At 71.1% G+C, this 18674-nt stretch carries 20 protein-coding genes and 1 pseudogene; 11 read left to right on the forward strand and 10 right to left on the reverse strand.

Annotated features, from left to right (window positions below):
* Positions 1-78: 78 nt before the first annotated feature.
* The 8 genes and pseudogenes from ACTRO_RS25645 to purD form a co-directional block, all read right to left on the reverse strand.
* Positions 79-351 (reverse strand): annotated as a pseudogene (locus ACTRO_RS25645) (sterol carrier family protein); the annotation flags it as partial.
* Positions 352-384: 33 nt separating this feature from the next.
* The gene (purL, locus tag ACTRO_RS25650) at positions 385-2655 is read right to left on the reverse strand and encodes a phosphoribosylformylglycinamidine synthase subunit PurL (RefSeq protein ID WP_034266972.1); all 2271 of its coding nucleotides are present in this window, start codon (positions 2653-2655) and stop codon (positions 385-387) included.
* Complete coding sequence (purQ, locus tag ACTRO_RS25655) at positions 2655-3356, reverse strand: phosphoribosylformylglycinamidine synthase subunit PurQ (RefSeq protein ID WP_034266975.1); 702 nt, start codon at positions 3354-3356, stop codon at positions 2655-2657. The genes purL and purQ overlap by 1 nt, the downstream gene beginning before the upstream one ends.
* Positions 3356-3601 carry a phosphoribosylformylglycinamidine synthase subunit PurS gene (purS, locus tag ACTRO_RS25660; RefSeq protein WP_034266978.1) on the reverse strand — a complete coding sequence of 82 codons (246 nt, stop codon included), beginning with the start codon at positions 3599-3601 and terminating at the stop codon, positions 3356-3358. The genes purQ and purS overlap by 1 nt, the downstream gene beginning before the upstream one ends.
* A gap of 138 nt (positions 3602-3739) precedes the next feature.
* Positions 3740-4648, reverse strand: a complete 909-nt coding sequence (locus tag ACTRO_RS25665) for a phosphoribosylaminoimidazolesuccinocarboxamide synthase (protein WP_034266981.1) — start codon at positions 4646-4648, stop codon at positions 3740-3742.
* A complete protein-coding gene (purB, locus tag ACTRO_RS25670; protein WP_034266984.1) occupies positions 4645-5955 on the reverse strand; it encodes an adenylosuccinate lyase in 1311 nt (436 codons plus the stop codon). Before purB ends, ACTRO_RS25665 begins: the two co-directional genes overlap by 4 nt.
* A gap of 88 nt (positions 5956-6043) precedes the next feature.
* Positions 6044-7345: a hypothetical protein gene (locus ACTRO_RS43885; RefSeq protein ID WP_157436440.1), complete on the reverse strand. Its 1302-nt coding sequence runs from the start codon at positions 7343-7345 to the stop codon at positions 6044-6046.
* 205 nt (positions 7346-7550) lie between these two features.
* On the reverse strand, positions 7551-8852 hold the full coding sequence (gene purD / locus ACTRO_RS25680; RefSeq protein WP_034266987.1) for a phosphoribosylamine--glycine ligase: 1302 nt from the start codon (positions 8850-8852) through the stop codon (positions 7551-7553).
* Between the two features lie 26 nt (positions 8853-8878).
* On the opposite strand from purD, the gene ACTRO_RS25685 reads away from it, so the two are divergent.
* From ACTRO_RS25685 to crcB, 3 genes are read left to right on the forward strand one after another with little or no spacing between them, the layout of a single operon-like run.
* Positions 8879-9319: a fluoride efflux transporter FluC gene (locus ACTRO_RS25685; protein WP_063628074.1), complete on the forward strand. Its 441-nt coding sequence runs from the start codon at positions 8879-8881 to the stop codon at positions 9317-9319.
* A complete protein-coding gene (locus ACTRO_RS25690; RefSeq protein ID WP_034266993.1) occupies positions 9316-9657 on the forward strand; it encodes a DUF190 domain-containing protein in 342 nt (113 codons plus the stop codon). The genes ACTRO_RS25685 and ACTRO_RS25690 overlap by 4 nt, the downstream gene beginning before the upstream one ends.
* Positions 9658-9659: 2 nt before the next feature.
* A complete protein-coding gene (crcB, locus tag ACTRO_RS25695; RefSeq protein ID WP_169739948.1) occupies positions 9660-10031 on the forward strand; it encodes a fluoride efflux transporter CrcB in 372 nt (123 codons plus the stop codon).
* 6 nt (positions 10032-10037) lie between these two features.
* Here crcB and ACTRO_RS25700 read toward each other — a convergent pair whose 3' ends face one another.
* Positions 10038-10706 (reverse strand): nucleotidyltransferase domain-containing protein, encoded by a 669-nt coding sequence (locus ACTRO_RS25700; protein WP_034266997.1) that lies wholly within the window; start codon positions 10704-10706, stop codon positions 10038-10040.
* A 273-nt stretch (positions 10707-10979) separates the two neighbouring features.
* Between ACTRO_RS25700 and ACTRO_RS25705 the strand changes: the two genes are divergently transcribed.
* The 4 genes from ACTRO_RS25705 (at position 10980) to ACTRO_RS25720 (ending at position 15794) form a co-directional block, all read left to right on the forward strand.
* Positions 10980-12167 carry an endo-1,4-beta-xylanase gene (locus tag ACTRO_RS25705; protein WP_034266999.1) on the forward strand — a complete coding sequence of 396 codons (1188 nt, stop codon included), beginning with the start codon at positions 10980-10982 and terminating at the stop codon, positions 12165-12167.
* Positions 12168-12285: 118 nt separating this feature from the next.
* Positions 12286-13389, forward strand: coding sequence for an MFS transporter (locus tag ACTRO_RS25710; RefSeq protein ID WP_051451389.1), 1104 nt, complete (start codon positions 12286-12288; stop codon positions 13387-13389).
* Between the two features lie 61 nt (positions 13390-13450).
* Positions 13451-15073: a leucyl aminopeptidase family protein gene (locus ACTRO_RS25715; protein ID WP_034267003.1), complete on the forward strand. Its 1623-nt coding sequence runs from the start codon at positions 13451-13453 to the stop codon at positions 15071-15073.
* 19 nt (positions 15074-15092) lie between these two features.
* A complete protein-coding gene (locus tag ACTRO_RS25720; RefSeq protein ID WP_034267006.1) occupies positions 15093-15794 on the forward strand; it encodes a maleylpyruvate isomerase N-terminal domain-containing protein in 702 nt (233 codons plus the stop codon).
* A 37-nt stretch (positions 15795-15831) separates the two neighbouring features.
* On the opposite strand, the gene ACTRO_RS25725 is transcribed toward ACTRO_RS25720, so the two are convergent.
* Complete coding sequence (locus ACTRO_RS25725) at positions 15832-16143, reverse strand: hypothetical protein (protein ID WP_034267008.1); 312 nt, start codon at positions 16141-16143, stop codon at positions 15832-15834.
* A gap of 113 nt (positions 16144-16256) precedes the next feature.
* On the opposite strand from ACTRO_RS25725, the gene ACTRO_RS25730 reads away from it, so the two are divergent.
* The 4 genes from ACTRO_RS25730 to ACTRO_RS25745 are packed head-to-tail and all read left to right on the forward strand — an operon-like array spanning position 16257 to position 18352.
* Positions 16257-16904, forward strand: a complete 648-nt coding sequence (locus tag ACTRO_RS25730; protein WP_034267011.1) for a hypothetical protein — start codon at positions 16257-16259, stop codon at positions 16902-16904.
* 29 nt (positions 16905-16933) lie between these two features.
* Positions 16934-17254, forward strand: a complete 321-nt coding sequence (locus tag ACTRO_RS25735) for a hypothetical protein (RefSeq protein WP_157436441.1) — start codon at positions 16934-16936, stop codon at positions 17252-17254.
* Positions 17251-17880: a glycosyltransferase gene (locus tag ACTRO_RS25740; RefSeq protein ID WP_342673734.1), complete on the forward strand. Its 630-nt coding sequence runs from the start codon at positions 17251-17253 to the stop codon at positions 17878-17880. The genes ACTRO_RS25735 and ACTRO_RS25740 overlap by 4 nt, the downstream gene beginning before the upstream one ends.
* On the forward strand, positions 17873-18352 hold the full coding sequence (locus ACTRO_RS25745; RefSeq protein WP_034267020.1) for a hypothetical protein: 480 nt from the start codon (positions 17873-17875) through the stop codon (positions 18350-18352). The genes ACTRO_RS25740 and ACTRO_RS25745 overlap by 8 nt, the downstream gene beginning before the upstream one ends.
* The last annotated feature ends 322 nt before the right edge of the window (positions 18353-18674 follow it).

An 18674-nucleotide genomic window follows, 5' to 3' on the forward strand; every position in this document is an offset into this window, starting at 1 on the left:
ACCAGAGCCCAGATTAACCCCGGGCATCTCGCCGTACAACGAGGAAAGCCGCCCCTACGGCAGTTGTTACACGTGCGGTTACAACGGCAGATGTTCGCTCAGGTCGCTACGCGGGCCGGACGCCGAGATCCGGCCGTCGGCGACCGCGTCCGCCCAGCTGATCGTGCCGTCGGCCAGGCCCAGCCAGGTCGGCGCGTCCGTCTCGACGATGTTGGGCGGGGTGCCCCGGGTGTGCCGGGGCCCTTCGACGCACTGCACCGCCACGTACGGCGGCACGCGCAGCTCGACGCTGCGGCCCGGGACCTTGGCGGCGAATGCGCGCACTGATTCCCGGACCGCGGCGGCGAGCTCCTTGTCCATCCCCTCGGACCTACCCGGCCGGCCTCAGCCGAACAGCTTCGGGAAGGTCCCGGTCCAGGCCTCGCGCAGCTCGGCGAGCGGAACGGAGAACTGGTCCTGCACCTCGAGGGCGTCGCCGTCCACCACGCCGATCCGGGCCACCGGCACGTTGCGGAAGACGCACATGTCGGTGAACCGCTTCTCCTCGCTGCGCGGCACGGCCACCACGGCTCGGCCGGCCGACTCGGCGAACAGCTCCACGAACGGGTCGAGCTCGCCCGGCAGCACCACCCGGGCGCCCTTGCCGCCGCGGATGCAGGACTCGGCCAGGGCCTGCACCAGGCCGCCGTCGGACAGGTCGTGCGCGGCCGAGAGCATGCCGTCGCGCGAGCCGGCCACCAGGATCTCGGCCAGCTGACGCTCGCGCTCCAGGTCCACCCGCGGCGGCAGTCCGCCGAGGTGGTCGTGCACCACGTGCGCCCATTCGGAGCCGCCGAACTCGTCGCGGGTCTCACCGACCAGCAGCAGCACCTCGCCGTCGGTCTCGAAGGCGGAGCGGGTGCGCCGGGCCACGTCGTCGATCACGCCGAGCACGCCCACGACGGGGGTCGGGTGGATCGCCTCGGCGCCGGTCTGGTTGTAGAACGAGACGTTGCCGCCGGTGACCGGGGTGCCGAGCACCTGGCAGGCGTCGGTCAGACCGCGGCAGGCCTCGGCGAACTGCCACATCACCTCGGGGTCCTCGGGCGAGCCGAAGTTGAGGCAGTTGGTCACCGCGAGCGGCGTCGCGCCGGTCGCGGCCACGTTCCGGTAGGACTCGGCCAGGGCCAGCTGCGCGCCGGTGTACGGGTCGAGCTTGGCGTAGCGGCCGTTGCCGTCGGTGGACAGCGCGATGCCCAGGCCCGAGTCCTCGGAGAGCCGGATCATGCCGGAGTCCTCGCCGTGGGCCAGCACCGTGTTGCCGCGCACGCGGTGGTCGTACTGCTCGAGCACCCAGGTCTTGTCGGCCAGGTTGGGGCTGGCGACCATGCGCAGCAGCGTCTCGCGCAGCTGCTCGCCGGTGGCGGGCCGCTCCAGCCGGGCCGCGTCCGGGGCGTCGGCCTGCAGCGCGTCCTGCCAGTCCGGGCGGTGGTACGGCCGCTCGTAGACAGGGCCCTGATGCGCGAGGGTGCGCGGGTCCACGTCCACGATCGTCTCGCCGTGCCAGGTCATCCGGAGCCGGCCGGTGTCGGTGACCGTGCCGATCACGGTGGCGGTCACGTCCCACTTCTCGCAGATCTCGAAGAAGCGCGGCAGGTTCTCCGGCGTGACGACCGCCATCATCCGTTCCTGCGACTCGCTCATCAGGATCTCTTCCGGCACCAGCGTCGCGTCGCGCAGCGGTGCGAGGTCGAGCCGCACGTCCATGCCCCCGGTGCCGGCCGCGGCCAGCTCCGTGGTGGCGCAGGACAGTCCGGCCGCGCCGAGGTCCTGGATGCCGGTGACGAGGTCCTCGGCGTAGATCTCCAGGCAGCACTCGATCAGGACCTTCTCCATGAACGGGTCGCCCACCTGGACGCTGGGCCGCTTGGAGGGCTTGTCCTGGTCGAAGGTCGCGCTGGCGAGCACCGAGGCGCCGCCGATGCCGTCGCCGCCGGTGCGCGCGCCGAAGAGCACCACCTGGTTGCCCGGCCCGTCGGCCTTGGCCAGCTTGATCTCGCTCTTGCGCAGCACGCCCACGGACAGCGCGTTCACGAGCGGGTTGCCGGAGTAGCAGGCGTCGAACACGACCTCGCCGCCGATGTTCGGCAGGCCGAGCGAGTTGCCGTAGCCGCCGACGCCGCGCACCACGCCGGGCAGCACCCGGTGGGTGTCGGCGGCGTCCGCCGGGCCGAAGCGCAGCGGGTCGAGCACCGCGATCGGGCGGGCGCCCATGGTCAGGATGTCGCGCACGATGCCGCCGACGCCGGTGGCCGCGCCCTGGTAGGGCTCGACGTAGGACGGGTGGTTGTGCGACTCGATCTTGAAGGTGACGGCGAGGTCCTCGCCCACGTCCACGACGCCGGCGTTCTCGCCCGGGCCGACGAGCAGGAAGTCGACGTCGGGGGCGCGCTCGCTGAACTGGCGCAGGTGCACCTTGGAGGACTTGTAGGAGCAGTGCTCGGACCACATCACCGAGTACATGGCCAGCTCCGAGGAGGTCGGCCGGCGGCCGAGGATCTCCCGGATGCGCGCGTACTCGTCGTCCTTGACCCCGAGCGCGGCGTAGGGCTGCTCGGTCTCGGGGGTCGCGCTCGCGCGCTCGACGGTGTCGGCCTGGTAGGAGTGCTCGGACATCAGGCGGTCACCAGCTCGGAGTCGATCAGCCGCTGCAGGACGGAGGTGAAGAAGGCCAGGCCGTCGGTGGCCGGGCCCGGGTAGGGGCCGGTCAGCTCGTCCACGGCGTGCTCCGGGTGCGGCATCAGGCCCACCACGTTGCCGGCCGCGTTGGCGACGCCGGCGATGGCGCGGGCCGAGCCGTTCGGGTTGTCCAGGTAGCGGGCCACGATGCGGCCGGTGGCCTCGAGCTCGTCCAGGGTCCGCTCGTCGGCGGTGAACTTGCCCTCGCCGTTCTTGATCGGGATCAGGATCTCCTGGCCGACCTTGTAACCGCTCGTCCAGGCCGTGTCGGCGGACTCCACCGACAGCCGCACGTCGCGGTTGACGAAGAGCATGCCGTCGTTGCGGATCAGGGCGCCGGGCAGCAGGTGCGACTCGCACAGCACCTGGAAGCCGTTGCAGATGCCGAGCACGGGCATGCCCTCGTGCGCGGCCGCGATCACCGACTCCATCACCGGGGAGAACCGGGCGATGGCGCCGCAGCGCAGGTAGTCGCCGTAGGAGAAGCCGCCGGGCAGGACGATCGCGTCCACCCCGTGCAGGTCGGCGTCGCGGTGCCAGAGCGAGACGGGCTCGGCTCCGGCGATCCGCACCGCGCGCAGCGCGTCCGCGTCGTCCTGCGTGCCGGGGAAGGTGACGACGCCGATGCGGGCCGGCATCAGTCCTCCACCCGCACTCGGTACTCTTCGATCACGGTGTTGGCCAGCAGCTTCTCGGCCATTTCGCGGACCCGGGCGAGCGCGGCCTCGTCGGCCTCGCCCTCCAGTTCCACCTCGAAGCGCTTGCCCTGGCGGACGTCGACGACCCCGTCGAAGCCCAGGCGCGGCAAGGCGCGATGGACGGCCTGACCCTGCGGGTCGAGGATTTCCGGCTTCAGCATGACGTCTACCACGACGCGTGCCATGAACGCTCCCGGTGTCGTGATCACACACGTCCGCGTGTGATCGCAGTTGGCGGTTCCTCTAGGGTACCCGGGCGGGAGCGGTGCCCCCGCCCGGTCGCCGATCACGCCAGGTCAGACAGGTAGCGCGAGGCGCCGTGGCTACCGGAAGACCTCTCCGGTGAGCTTCTGGTAGGCCTCCGCGTAGCGGGCCCGGGTCCGCTCGACCACCTCGTCCGGCAGCGGCGGCGGGGCCTCACCGGAGTGCCGGTCCCAGCCGGAGGCGGGCGAGGTGAGCCAGTCGCGCACGTACTGCTTGTCGAACGAGGGCTGCGCGTGGCCGGGCTCCCACTCGTCGGCCGGCCAGAACCGGGAGGAGTCCGGCGTGAGCACCTCGTCGGCGAGCACCACGGTGCCGTCGGCGCGGCGGCCGAACTCGAACTTGGTGTCGGCCAGGATCAGGCCGCGCGCGGTCGCGATCTCGTCGGCCCGGCGGTAGACGGCCATGGTCAGGTCGCGGATCTCGGCGGCCAGTTCGGCGCCGACGCGTTCGGCCGTCTGGGTGAAGTCGATGTTCTCGTCGTGCTCGCCCACCGCGGCCTTGGCCGCCGGAGTGAAGATCGGATGATCGAGCCGGGAGCCGTCCACCAGGCCCGGCGGCAGCGCGATCCCGCAGGCGGTGCCGTGCTCGCGGTACTCGGCCAGGCCCGAACCGGTCAGGTAGCCGCGCGCGACGCACTCGATCTCGATCATCGCCAGTCGCTCGCAGAGCATGCTCCGCCCGGAGAGCGCGTCCTGGTGATCGCGAAGTTCCACGGGGAACATCGCCGGATCGGTGGTCACCAGGTGGTTGGGAACCAGGTCGGCCAGCTGCTCGAACCACCACAGGCTCAGCTGGGTGAGGATCCGGCCCTTGTCCGGGATCGGGGTCTGCAGCACGTAGTCGTAGGCGGAGATCCGGTCGGAGGCGACCAGCAGGAGCTTGCCGTCCACCTCGAACAGCTCGCGCACCTTGCCGGAGCCGAGGTGCCGCACGCCGGGGACGCCGGAGAGGCCGTCGCCGGCGCTCACCGGAGTTCCGCCAGCTTCTCGAACATCCCGTCCAGGCGCTCGACGAAGCGCTCCGGGCGGCAGACCAGGTCGAGCCGGGCCTCGTCGATCTCCAGGTTCGCGGCCGCGGCCTCCTCGCGCAGGGTCTCGCGGAACGGCCGGCCGGTCTCCCAGGTCTTCATGGCCGCGCGCTGGGTGAGCGGGTAGGCCTCGTTGTCGCGCTCCAGGCCCATCTCGATCAGCTCGAGCAGCACGGTGGAGGTGTAGATCAGGCCGCCGGTGGACTCGAGGTTGGCCTTCATCCGCTCCTTGTCCACCACCAGTCCCTCGACCAGACGAATAGTCAGATTAAGTAGATAGTCCAGCGCGATGGCGGCGTCCGGCAGCGCGATCCGCTCGGTCGAGGAGTGCGAGATGTCCCGCTCGTGCCACAGCGGGATGCCCTCCATCACCGGCACCACCTGCGCCCGCACCACCCGGGCCATGCCGGCGATGCGCTCGGAGACGATCGGGTTCTTCTTGTGCGGCATCGCCGAGGAGCCCTTCTGGCCCTTGCCGAAGGCCTCGGACAGCTCCCGCACCTCGGTCCGCTGCCCGTGCCGCACCTCGAGCGCGATGGCCTCGAGCACCGTGGCCATGATCGCCAGCGCGCCGACCCACTCGGAGATCCCGTCCCGCAGCACCACCTGCGTGGACACGTCCGCGGCCCGCAGGTTCAGCTTCTCGGCGACGTACTGCTCCACCGCAGGGTCGATGTTCGAATAGGTGCCGACCGCGCCGGAGATCGCCATCACCCCGACCGCCTCGCGGGCCCGGCGGATCCGGTCCCGCGAACGGGCCACGCCGTAGGCCAGGTCGGCCACCCGGTGGCCCCACACGTCCGGCTCGCCGTGGATGCCGTGGGTGCGCCCGACCCGGAGCGTGCCCCGGTGCGCCAGCGCGTGGTCGCGCAGCACCGCCACCAGCCGGTCGGCCTTCTCCAGCAGCAGGTCGCTCGACTCCACCAGCTGCAGCGCCAGCGCGGAGTCGAGCAGGTCGGAGGAGGTCATGCCGAAGTGCACGTAGGCGGCGGCCTCGCGCGGCTCGGTGTTGTCCGCCCAGGCGCTCAGGAACGCGATGACGTCGTGCTGGGTGACGGCCTCGATCTCCGCCACCGCCTCGGGCGTGGGGGCGGGCGCTTTGCGCACCGCCTCGAGCGCGTCCTCGGGCACCACGCCGGCCTGCGCGTGCGCCTCCATCACCAGGGTCTCGACCTGGCACCACAGCTCGTATTTGCGGGCCTCGCTCCACACGCGGCCCATCTCCGGGAGGGTGTACCGTCCGATCACGGCGGATCGCTCCTTTTTCTCAAGGCTCGGCGAGACAGACCTGGCCCGCCGGGATCGATCCTAATGTCGGTGGCGCGCCGACGGCCGCTCAGAGCCGGGAGGCGTACGAGAGCCAGTCCCGCAGCGGGGCGAAGTCGGCCGAGTCGACGAGCGCGTGCACCAGTTCGTCCACCGGCACGGTCAGTCCTGCGCGGTCCCGCAGCACCACGCCGTCCAGCCAGTCCAGTGCGAACTCGGCGTGGCCGAGGTCGACCAGCCCGCACTGCAGCACCGCGCGCAGCCCGGCCGGCAGTTCCCCGTCACCGGCGTCGTGGCCGGGATCGCCCACCCCGGACGGGGTCGGCAGATGCAGCAGCGCCCGGGTCTTGGCGATCAGCGGATGGTCCGGTGCCGCGGCCGCGGCCCGGCGCAGGCCGGGTTCGGCCACCAGCGCGGTATACCGGCCCCACTCCAGCGGCCGCCGGTCGGCTCGGTCGGCGAAGACCTCGGGCACCGTCTCGGAGACGGCCCGGTCCACCAGACCCGGCTCGTCCAGCAGGTCGCAGGCCGGCCGTTCGCTGAGCCGGTCCGCCAGCCCCACGCCGACCCGGTCCCGCTCGCCGAGCTCCACCAGGGCCGCGACCAGGCCGGCGTTGAGGGTGTTCGGCGCGTACCCGGCCTCCCAGGCGGGGCGGGCCAGTCGGCTGAGCAGTCGATCCCAGCCGGCCGCGACCAGTCCCACTTGCTCGTGCGCGTAGACCCGGCCGGCCGGCTCGACGATCCGGGCGCGCTGTGAGGCCTGCGCCGCGATCAGGCGCTCCATGCCCTCGGCCCGGTTGCGGCACAGCTGCGCCACCTGCGCCAAGACTCCGCGCGGCCACGGCGGGCAGCCGCGGTGCTCGGCCACGTCCAGTCGGCGCACCATTCGGCGGGCCCGGACCACGGCCGGATCGTGCGCGGCCTCGAGCCCGGCGATCACCGGAGCGAGCAGTCCGCGCAGCTCGCTCACCCGCAGCCACCACAGGAACGGCGTGCCGATCACCAGCACCGGGCCGCCGGCCCGCGGCTCGAGCCAGGCGTCGCAGTCCGGCGAGAGCTCCACCGCGCTGGGGGTGGGCACGCCGAGGGCGGAGGAGATCTGGCGCACGATCAGGTGCAGCTCGCTCTGCGTCCCGCCCTCCACCGGGATCGTGCTCGAACCCGGCGGCACTATCCGGTGGAAGCGCCACACCGGAGCCGCCGCCGCGGCCGCCAGCACCACGCACACCGGCACCGCCGCGGTCAGCGGCAGCAGCACCAGGGCGGCCAGCAGGCAGCCGAGGGCCAGCACCGTCCAACCGGCCATGGCCAGGGCGCCGATCCGCAGGATCGCCCTGGCCAGTCGCACCGGTTGGTCCAAAGGGGCGGCCACCGGCGTTCACCTGCTCCCGAGTGCGTCGTACAGCGCGGGCGGGGACGGAATGAGTCCCTCCAGTTCCGGACTGTAGCGCCGGTGGGGGCAGACCGGCACCCGGGATTGACCCGGATGCGCTCGTATGAGTGACTGACTACCTGTACGACTATTGGGCTGCACTTGCACGGCCGGCCCGGCTGACCAGGCGCCCGCCCGGCCGGTATCAGCCTTCGGACGCCGCCCGCACCTTGCCGGCCACCGCCGCGCTCGCGATGTCGCCGCGGTGCTGCGCGCCGGCGAAGTCGATCTCGGTCAGCCCGGAGTAGGCCATCTTGCGCGCGCTGGCCAGATCCCGGCCGCGCCCGGTCACCGCGAGCACCCGGCCGCCCGCCGTCACCAGCTCTCCGTCCGCGTCGAGCGCGGTCCCGGCCTGGTAGACGCGCACCGAGCCGCCGGCCGCGGACGAGAGCATCTCGGCCGCCCGCACGCCGCGGATCACGTCGCCGTTGCGCGAGCTCGCCGGATAGCCCGCCGAGGCGAGCACGATGGTGACCGCGGCGCCGTCATGCCAGCGCAACGGCTCGATCCGGTCCAGCGTGCCGGTGGCCGCGGCCATCAGCACCTCGGCCAGCGGCGTGCGCAGCAGCGGCAGCACCACCTGCGTCTCCGGGTCGCCGAAGCGGGCGTTGAACTCCACCACCCGGGTGCCCCGGCTGGTGAGCGCGAGGCCGGCGTAGAGCAGCCCGGCGAACGGGGTGCCCCGACGGCGCAGCTCGTCGACGGTGGGCTGGAGCACCCGCTCGAGCACCTCCGCCACCAGCCCGGCCGGTGCCCACGGCAGCGGCGAGTAGGCGCCCATGCCGCCGGTGTTCGGGCCCTGGTCGTCGTCGCCGATCCGCTTGAAGTCCTGGGCGGGCTGGAGCGGCAGCACCGTCGTGCCGTCGGTGATCGCGAACAGCGAGACCTCGGGCCCGTCGAGGTAGGCCTCGATCACCACCCGGCCGTCCGCCCGCTCCACGCAGGCGCGGGCGTGCGCCAGCGCCTCGGCGCGGTCCTCGGTCACCACCACGCCCTTGCCCGCGGCCAGCGCGTCGTCCTTGACCACGTACGGAGCGCCGAACGCGTCGAGCGCGCGCTCCGCCTCGGCCACCGTGGCGCACACGAAGGACTCGGCCGTCGGCACGCCGGCCGCGGCCATGATCTCCTTCGAGAAGGCCTTGGACCCCTCCAGCTGGGCCGCCTCGCCGGACGGCCCGAAGCAGGCGATCCCGGCCGCGCGCACCGCGTCGGCCACCCCGGCCACCAGCGGCGCCTCCGGACCGACCACGACCAGGTCGGCGCCGAAGTCGCGGGCGAGCGCGGCCACCGCCGCCGGGTCGAGCGCGTCCACCTCGCGCAGCTCGGCCACCTCCGCGACGCCCGGGTTGCCCGGGGCGCAGCAGAGCGCGGTGACCGAATCGTCCTTGCTGAGCGCGACACAGATGGCGTGCTCGCGGCCGCCGCCGCCGATGACCAGAATCTTCACGGGCACCGAGCCTATACGCTGATCGCGTGGCCCCCGAAGCTGACGTGCGCCCTTTCGAAGCGCCCGCGCCTCGTCGTGGGCCGAGCCCCCGGGTGCTGCTCGCCGTGGCCGTGGGCGGATTCGCCGGCGGCGAGGCGCGCTATCTGCTCGGCCTGGCCTTCCCGACCAGCCGCGGCGGCTTCCCGGCCACCACCTTCGCGGTCAACATCTCCGGCGCCTTCGTGCTGGCCCTGCTGCTGGTGCTGATCCTGGAGGTCTGGCGGCCGACGAAGTATGTGCGGCCGCTTTGGTGCACCGGCTTCTGCGGCGCCTACACGACCTTCTCCACCTGGATGGTGGACACCGACCGGCTGGTTTCCGCCGGACGCTACGGGCTGGCCGCGGCCAACCTGTTCGGGGCCTTGGCGGCCGGACTGCTGGCGACGATGCTGGGGGTGAGCCTCGGACGATGGAGGACGCTGCGATGAGACTCAGAGGTCCGGCTCGCCGATTGACGATCTTCATCGGCGAGAGCGACCAATATCGGCACCACCCGCTCTACACCGAGATCGTGCACCGCGCGCACCGGGCCGGCCTGGCCGGCGCCACCGTGCTGCGCGGGATCGAGGGCTACGGCGCGAGCAGCCACATCCACACCACGCGCCTGCTAAGCCTCTCCGAGGACCTGCCGATCGCGATCGTCATCGTGGACGCGGCCGAGCGCATCGACGCCTTCCTGCCGCAGCTCGACGAACTGGTCGAGGAGGGACTGGTGATCCTCGACGACGTCGAGGTGATCCGGTACGTCGGTCGCAAGGTCGGCTGACGGTGGGTCTGGCGCTCCTGGTGGGCCTGGCCGCCTCCGTCGGCGCGCTCGCCCGCTACCTGCTGGACCAGGCGGTCTCCCGGCGCTGGGAGTCCGCGCTGCCCTGGGGCACCTTCGTCATCAACGTCTCAGGCTCTTTCGCCCTGGGCCTACTCACCGGTCTGGCCGCGCATCAGGGCCTGCCGACGCACGTGCTGACTGTGCTCGGCACCGGGATCTGCGGCGGTTACACGACGTTCTCCACCTTCTCCTATGAAACCGAGCGCCTCGCCGAGGACGGCTCCCGGCTCGCCGCCGCCGGCAACGTCGTCGGCAGCCTTGCCGCTGGCCTGCTCGCCGCCGCGGCCGGTCTCGGCCTGGCCCTCGCCTTCTGACGGCCTCTATTCCCAGAACTCCCGGCGCACGCGCAGCAGCCAGTCCTCCGCGGCAGCGAAGTCAGGCTCCTGCGGCAGTACCGTCCGGGCCCGGCTGAAGCGGTCCTGTGCCTTGGCCATGATCGGCATCGCGCGGCGCGCGTCCTCGGCCACGGTGGCGCCGAAGTCCAGGAAGCGCTGCGGGTCCTCCAGGCGGATGCGCACGTTGCCGGTCGTGTAGAGCTCGTAGCCCTGCTCGACCAGGCGCATCAGGTGGCGCGCGTGCTTGGCGTCGCGCGCACGCTGCTGTTCGTCGTTCTCGTAGCGGGTCTGCAGCTTCCTGAACTGATGCGTCGCATAGCCCAGATACGCGTCCTTGACCCGGTGCGCGGAGAGGAACCGGGACCTCAGTGCGATCGCCTCGTCCCCCAAGGGAGTGCGCGCCTCGTACAGGTCGTCCGGCAGCCAGAGCAGCTCCATCGCGGTCGGATTGCCCGCGAGGAACAGGCCCACGGCTTTGCCCGCCTCGTGCCAGGTGGAATCAGGGTTCTTGGCGACCCGGCTCAGCTGCGGCTTGCCCAGGCCCACCAACTCGATCGTGGGCAGCGCGAACATGCCGAGGTGGTCCACGTCGGAGTCCGGTCCGGCCAGTCCGTACGCGGTGGAGCCGACGATCCCGGAGAGCAGCACGTCCATGGATGTCAGTGTTCGGGGCCGAGCGCGGAAAGTCCACTCGATATGGTCCGTTCTGCACCACAGGTATGCCGAAAGTTTCGGATGAAGCCTGACTCAAGTTCGATCTGAATTTCTTCAGTCACCTGCGATGTTTCCCGAGGACCTGCGGTGGTAACCGTTGACACTCCGCAGTTTCACGCCTAGTTTGGCCTCGCTCGTTCCGACAGACTTGTCGAAACTTTCGAATTCCCACACCCGGCGCTCGGCCGGCTGTGGAAGAGGAGGCAATACGCAATGAAGCGACGTGGTTTCCTCGCGTTGGGCGCCGGCGCCATCGCCAGCCCGATGCTCGCCCCGGCCGTCGCCCAGGCCGCCACCGGCGGCGCGAAGGCGAACGCCGCGAGCAACGCCGCATCGGCCGGCTCGATCCCGGCCGACTCGCTGCGCGCCCTCGCCGCGAAGGTGGGGCTGCGCTTCGGGACCGCGCTGATCCCCTCCGAACTCGTCACCCCCGCCTACGCCCAGATCGCCGCGCAGCAGTTCTCCGTGGTCACCCCGGGCAACGAGATGAAATGGCAGGTCGTCGAACCCGAGCAAGGGGTCTACGACTGGTCCGGTGCCGACAACCTGGTCGCCTTCGCGCAGAAGAACGGCCAGCTCGTGCGCGGCCACACGCTGATGTGGCACAACCAGTTGCCGAACTGGCTCACCGACGGCGTGGCCAACGGCTCCATCAGCGCCACCGAACTGGCCGCCCTGCTCAAGAAGCACATCTACACCGAGGTCGGCCGCTACAAGGGCAAGATCTGGCAGTGGGACGTGGCCAACGAGGTGTTCGCCAACTCCTGGGACACCCCCACGGCCGACGGCCTGGTCAGCACCGACTTCTGGATCCAGAACCTCGGCGAGGACATCGTCGCAGACGCCCTCCGCTGGGCCCACGACGCCGACCCGCACGCGCTGCTGGTCGTCAACGACTACAACATCACCGGCGAAGACGGCACGAACGCCAAGTTCGACGCGGTCCACGCCTGGGCGAAGAAGCAGCTCTCCAAGGGCGTTCCGCTGCACGTCATCGGAAGCCAGGCGCACCTCGACACCCAGTACGGCTTCCCGACCTCGATGGCCGACGACCTCAAGGCGTACGCCGATCTGGGCCTGAAGACCGCCATCACCGAGGCCGACGTGCGCACCTTCGTGGACGGTCCCACGACCCAGGTGCCCACCGACCGCCTCGCCGAGTGGGCGCACGCGAACTGGTACGCGGGTATGCTCCAGGCCGCGCTGTCGTCGCCGGACTGCATCTCCTTCACAGTCTGGGGCTTCGGCGACGCAGACTCCTGGGTTCCCGGCACGTTCGCGGGGGAAGGCTATGCCTGCCTCTACGACGTCAACCTCAACCCCAAGCCCGCCTACACCGACCTCCAGCGGAACCTGCAGCTCGCCGCATTCGGCGCGCCGCGCCGCAACGGCGGCCGCTAAGGATCACAGGATCGACATCGAAGCGACGTCTCCGACCCGGGCCGCCTCCGGCCCGGGTCGGATCCGCCTTCCGCACGGAGACCGGGCCAGGGCGGCCGTCGCGCTGGCGTCCCTGGCCATGGTCGCGTTCAGCTTCACCTCGGTCGAGACGCTGCCGGTCGGCGTGCTGCCGCTGCTCGAAAGCGGCCTGCGGATCTCCCCCGAGCGGGCCGGACTGCTGGTCACGGCGTACGGCACCACCGTCGTGCTGGCCACGCTGCCGCTGACCTTCATAGCCGCCCGCATCCCCCGGCGGCCGCTGATCCTCATCTTGCTCAGCATCCTGGTCGTCTCCACCCTCGCCTCGGCGCTGGCCCCCGGTTATGGCGCGCTGTTCGCCGCCCGCGTGGTCACGGCCCTGGCTCAGGCGATGTTCTGGCCGCTCGCCGCGCCGCTCGCAGCACTGCTCTTCCCGCTCGAACAACGTGGCCGGGCCACCTCCGTCGTCTTCACCGGCGGCTCGCTCGGCCCCATGCTCGGCGTGCCGCTCGGGACCTGGCTGGGCCAGCTCGACGGCTGGCGCCTCGCCTTCGGCACGATCGCAGGCCTCGAACTGCTCGCGCTGGTCGCCGCGCTCTTCGCGGTGCCCTCCTCGCCCGCGCACCGGGAAAAGACGCAGCGGGGTGACGAACCCAGCGTCGTGAAGTACGTCCAGGTTCTGTTGATCACGGCTCTGACGGTCGCGGGCCTCTACTCGTTCTTCACTTACACCGCCTCGTTCCTCACCGCCGTGACCGCGTTCCCGGCCGCCGCGATCGGACCGGTCCTGATCGTGCGCGGCATCGGCGACCTGGGCGGCACGGTGGTGGGCGGCTACCTCAGCGACCGCAACGAGCGGCTCGGGGTCATCGTGACCTCCGCGCTGTTCCCGACCAGCCTGCTCGGGCTCTACTTCTTCGGGCATCAGGGGGCGGCGACCGTCATCCTGCTCACCCTGACCGGCTTCACCATCGGCGCCGCCATACCCGTCCTGAGCAACCGGGTCATGCGTATCGCTCCCGGCAGCATCGAGCTCGGCGGCGCCGGGAACGCCACCTCCTTCAACGTCGGCATCGGGCTCGGATCCGCCCTCGGCGCCGCCACCGTCGCCCACGCCGGCATCCAGGACACCGCGTTGACCGGAGCCGGCATAGCCACGTTCGGCCTGCTCGTAGCACTGATCGCGGTAGCCCGAGCGGCCTAAGCCAGCTGTGTTGCCCGCGTGTCCGGAGGCGGCGCCGGGCGAGCGCCCTCATTCTGACAACGTGGTCGCCGCGCACACCGCCTTCGACCCGGTCCCCTCCTGGACCCGGGAACCCACCGTCAACGTCCGGGCCTCCTCGCCCGATGCTTGGGAAGCCGTCGCAGAGGGCGAGCCCCTCGGCGTGCCCATCGCCTCGGACGGTCCCGTCCCCGGCGCACCCGGGCTAGGCCGCGACGTGCTCGCCGCAGCCGGACTGAGCGGCGCGATCGGCCAGACGTTGTCGGCCGCACTGCCCGGATCCGGCCTCGCGCGGGCGGTCTACGTCGGCGTCGGCGACGCGAAGAGCCCGCACGGCCTGCGCGACGCGGCCGCCGCCTTCGCGCTCGCCGTCAAGGACGACTCGGCCATCACCCTCGCCGTCCCGCGCTCCGAACTCGGCCTGGAGACGGTCGCGCAGGCGCTCGTCGAAGGCGTGCTGCTGGCCCGTTACAGCTACGAGCCGCTCAAGACCGGCTCCAGCCACGTGCCGGTCGGATTCCTGACCCTGCTCGTCCACGACGGCGACGAAGCGGCCGCCGTGCGTGGCGCCGCCCGAGGTCTGCTGCTCGCCCGCTGCACCATGCTCGCCCGGGACCTGGCCAACTGCCCCGCCAACAGGCTGACCGCGTCGGCCATGGCGGCCTGCGCCACCCGGCTGGCCGCGAGCGCGGGACTCGAAGCAGAGGTCTTCGACCAGGACCAACTCAAGGAACTCGGCTGCGGCGGCCTGCTCGGCGTCAACGCGGGCAGCGCCGAACCGGCCCGGATGATCAGGCTCCGCTACCGCCCCGAGGACAACCCGGCGGCCCAAGCCCAGGCGCAGGCCGACGCCCAATCCGGGGCGCAGTCCGGCGTCGGCGGCCCGGGCGGACCCGGCGGTACCGGCCGACCCGCCGCGCCCTCGCGGCCGGGCAAGCTCGCGTTGGTCGGCAAGGGCGTCATGTACGACTCCGGCGGCATCAGCCTCAAGCCCAGCGACGCCGTCCACGCGACGATGAAGAACGACATGTCCGGTGCGGCCGCGATCCTCGCCGCGATGGCCGTGCTGCGCGACCTCGGCTGCCCGAACGAGGTGACGGGCTATCTGATGTGCACGGACAACATGCCTTCCGGCACGGCGACGCGGCTCGGCGACGTGCTGACGATCTACGGCGGTGCGACGGTCGAAGTCCTCAACACCGACGCCGAAGGCCGGCTGGTCATGGCCGACGCACTGGTGCTGGCCAGAGACGAGCCCATCGACGCACTCGTCGACATCGCCACCCTCACCGGCGCCTGCCTGCGTGCCCTCGGCCCCCGCATCGCCGGTGTCTTCGGCGACGATCAGGGCCTGATCGACCAGATCAAGGGCGCCTCCGAGCATACCGACGAGCCGACCTGGCAGCTGCCCCTGGCCGAGATCTACCGGGACGAACTCGACTCAGACATCGCCGACATCAAGAACATCGGCGGTGTGAACGGTGCCGCGATCCACGCCGCACTGTTCCTACGCCACTTCACCGGCGATGTCCCGTGGGCGCACGTCGACATCGCCGGCCCGGCCCAGAACGAGCGCGCCGCCGGCTGGCGCCCCCGCGGCTGCACCGGCTTCGGCGCACGGCTGCTCGCGCACTTCGCCGTGAGCTTCACGCCGCCGAAGAAGTAGCGGCCGGTATCGTCCGAACATGCGCCGCGACCCGCTCGAAGTACTCATCGCCGAAGCCGAGCGGCTGTCGGCGAAACTGCGTGACCTCGACGAAGACGCGTGGTCGCTCCCGACGGCATGCGAGCCGTGGACGGTCAGGGAGCTGCTCGGCCATATCGCCGTCACCATCAGCTGGCTGCCCGGCATGCTGCACTCGCCCGCGCCCGTTCCGACGGACCCAGCAGACCCGCTGGTGAGCGCGCGCGACTACTACCGCCCCGACCCCCGCTTCTCGCTGGAGACGAACAGCCGACGGATCGAGCTGGGCCGAGAATACGCGGCGCGCTCAGGCGGAAACGGAGCAACGGCGCTGGCCATGTTCGAGCACGAATGGCGCCGAGCCGCAGCGATGTGCGCGGCCGAGCCGGAAGGCCGCGTCGTGCGTACCCGCCATGGCGACGCAATGCTGCTCAACGACTTCCTCGTCACACGCGTCGTGGAAGTGGCCGTGCACGGTATGGACCTCGCCGCCGCCGTCCACAGCGAACCGTGGCTGACCGCGTCTGCCGCGGACCTGCTCATGGTGCTCCTCGCCGGAGACGAGGGCGCCGAACAGGTGCGTCAACAGCTCGGATGGGAGCCGGCCGCGTTCGTCGCCAAGGCCACCGGCCGCGCACCCGTCAGCGACGCGGAGCGGGCCGAACTCGACCGACTCGGCATCCACTGGCTCACGCTGGGGTGAGGCGAGCTGCGGGCGTTGCGCCATGTGGGTTACGCAGCTACGCGTACTCGATGATCTTCACGCGCTCCCCGCGCGCGAGCCGTTCCACCACGGTCCCCGACCCGGTGTCCATCGGCACAGCAGACAGGCCGTGCTCCTCGAGCGCGCTCATGACCACGTCGGCGAACCCCGGCTTCGGCGCCGGAATGGCCAGTTTCACCCACCAGTGGTCGGTCTGCGTCACGTCCGTGTCGAGATCGAGGGCGGAGACCCCCTGGGTCGAATGCAACGCCTCCCGGACCTCGTCGAGGAACTCCTCAGCCGCCGCGCGACCCGGGTCCTGTCCATCCAGCGGTCTGGTCTCGTCCATACCCCGACCGTAACCCCGTCGCCTCGCCGCCGCCCGTCCACGCTCGGGCGCCACGCTCTACGGTAGGTCTACGTGCCGGAAGCGAGGTTCTGGTCACGAGAAGAGGGGGCAAGATGGCACGACAGATCATCGAGCTCGATGTGCGCGCAGACAGCACGCAGAAGCTAGAGCACGTCGCCGCACTCGTCGGGCAGGCACTGAACTGCACCTTCGCCGAGGGCGAGCACCAGCGCTGGTACGCGCAGGTCGCATTCGTGTTCGGTCTCAAGCTGTCGCTGGTGGGCAGGTCCGGCATCGGCGGCAAGCAAGTCGCGAAGCTGATGTCGAACATCGGCGAACCCAGACTCATCCATGCGCCCGACGGCAGCCGGATTGAGCTTGATGAGGTGGACATCAGCGCCTACATCGCCGATCTACTCACCGTGCGTACCGGGCTCCAGTGGTACCTCCCCACTGCCGAGGATCGACTGGAACGTCCTGCAGGACTATCCGGCCGCGCAGCAAAGGGCCCTGGACCTGCAACAGGCGTTCAAGGATCAACCGGCGACCTGGGCCCCAGCCGTAAAATCCTTCGACGAAGCTCTGAGAAGGCTGCAATGACCGACGAGGACCTGGCGCTGCGCTATGAAGCCCTCCGGCAGGCCGCGGCGGCCGTGCTCGAAGCGGCCGCGGCAGACCCGACTCCCGCCTACGTCGCCCATCAGCGGAACTGGACGCGCTGGCATCGGTGCTGGACGGCGGCGGTCCTCAGAGCACGGTGATCCGTGAGCTCCAGGACCAGGATGTGCATATGCTGAGCACGCGGGACTACGACCAGGGCTTGCGCGACGGCGCTCCGTCGTCCTTCGCCGTCGAGGCGCGGGAACTGCGCGAGAGCATGGCTCTCGACGACGTGGCCGAGCACCCGGAGCGGGACTGGCCGGAGGAGTATCCGACGCTGACGGAGCTGAAGGCGATGACCATCGGGACATTGCTCCAGGAGTTGGCGGCCCGGCTTGAGGTCACCGGTGACATGGGCGCGATGGAGTTGGCCGAGATCGCACTCGCTCTCGCCGAGGAGATCATTGCCCCGACGTTCGCCGGTGCGCAGCGACCGGGGGTGGCGCGGTGACCGGGGAGCCACGGCCGACGGTCGTGTATTCAGGGCGCTGCGATGAGATGCAGCACGGGGCACTTGAGGCCGCGCTCATGGTGCGCGCGGCCGCCGGCGACCGGCCGGTACGTCTGATCGTGAACGGCGCGCCCGCCGAGACCGTGGGAGCCGCGCGACGTCTGCTGTCGAACGCGGCGGGGCGATATGTCGAGGTGCGCGCGCTGACGGGGGAAAAGCAGGCACAGCGGCAGGCGATCAGTACGGCGGACGTGGTGATCGTGCCCTCCGGGGACGAGCATGTCGGGTTGACCGCGTTGGACGCGATCGCCGCCGGAGTGCTGATCCTGGTAGCCGACACCAGTGGCCTGGGCGCTTTTCTGCTCAGGAGCGGTCGGGTCGATCCACGGGTGGCGGAGCACGCGGTGATCGGGCGGGAGCCCGGTGAGCGGTATGCGCCGCTCGAGCGGTGGACAGCCAGGCTCGCGGATGTTCTGGCGGACCCGGAGACCGCCAAGGTGCGCGCCGCACGGTTGCGTGAAGGCCTGAGGCAGGCCCTTGTGACGTTGCAGAGCGCCGGGGCTTCGGCCGCAGACCTGGTGAAGGCGATCGTGGCAGCACGTGGGGAGGGGAACGGCGATGACTGACGAGGATCTCGCTACGCGGTACGCGGTCCTAAGAGCGGCGGCGGCCGAGGTGGTGCACTCCGCGCTCCTGAGCGAGTACCCCGCGCCCTACACGCCCGAGCGACCCACCTCGACGGAGCACGGATCCATGCACGTGCCCGGCGCAGTGGATCCGAGGCGGCATAGCCTCGCCTTCACGCACTACCGAGAAGACGGCACGTCCGAACCATACGACCTGGAACGACTCGGGGCGGAGATCCGCGCGGAACTCGACGCTGACCGCATCCGAGGCGAGCACGTGCCAGACCACCCGGTACGCGATGTCCAGCTGACCGACGCGCGGGCGATGTGTATGGCCTCGCTACTCAAAGAACTGACGAAACGGCTCAACCCGGGACCCGCCATGGGCACGGCTGAATCGGGACGCGCGCTCGCCGCGGTCGCCGAGGAGTGCAGCAAGCGGCTGGAGAATCTGGCTGGTCTGGGCGACTGACCGCCCGTCAGACGCGATCATGCGCATCGTCGGCTACCTCAAGGCCGCGCCGACCGCCCTGTTCGGCCGCGGCCTCGACCCCACGCGCGGGCACTCGCGGACGCACCGGCCGTTCCACGGACCTTCTCGACCGACGGCACGTGGATCTGGTCCGGAGCGCTGACCTACTACGTTCAGAAGTACGGCATGCCTCCCGAGCCCGACCTGCTCAACCACATCCGCGCCCGGAACTACGCGGCGCCAGAGGTTCCCGCGGAGATCCGAGCGGCCGCGACCTCGCAACTACTGAATCGGTGACGGCGGCGCCAGCCGTCGCCGGTAG

The sequence above is a fragment of the Actinospica robiniae DSM 44927 genome, assembly GCF_000504285.1.
GTDB classification, from domain to species: Bacteria; Actinomycetota; Actinomycetes; order Streptomycetales; family Catenulisporaceae; genus Actinospica; species Actinospica robiniae.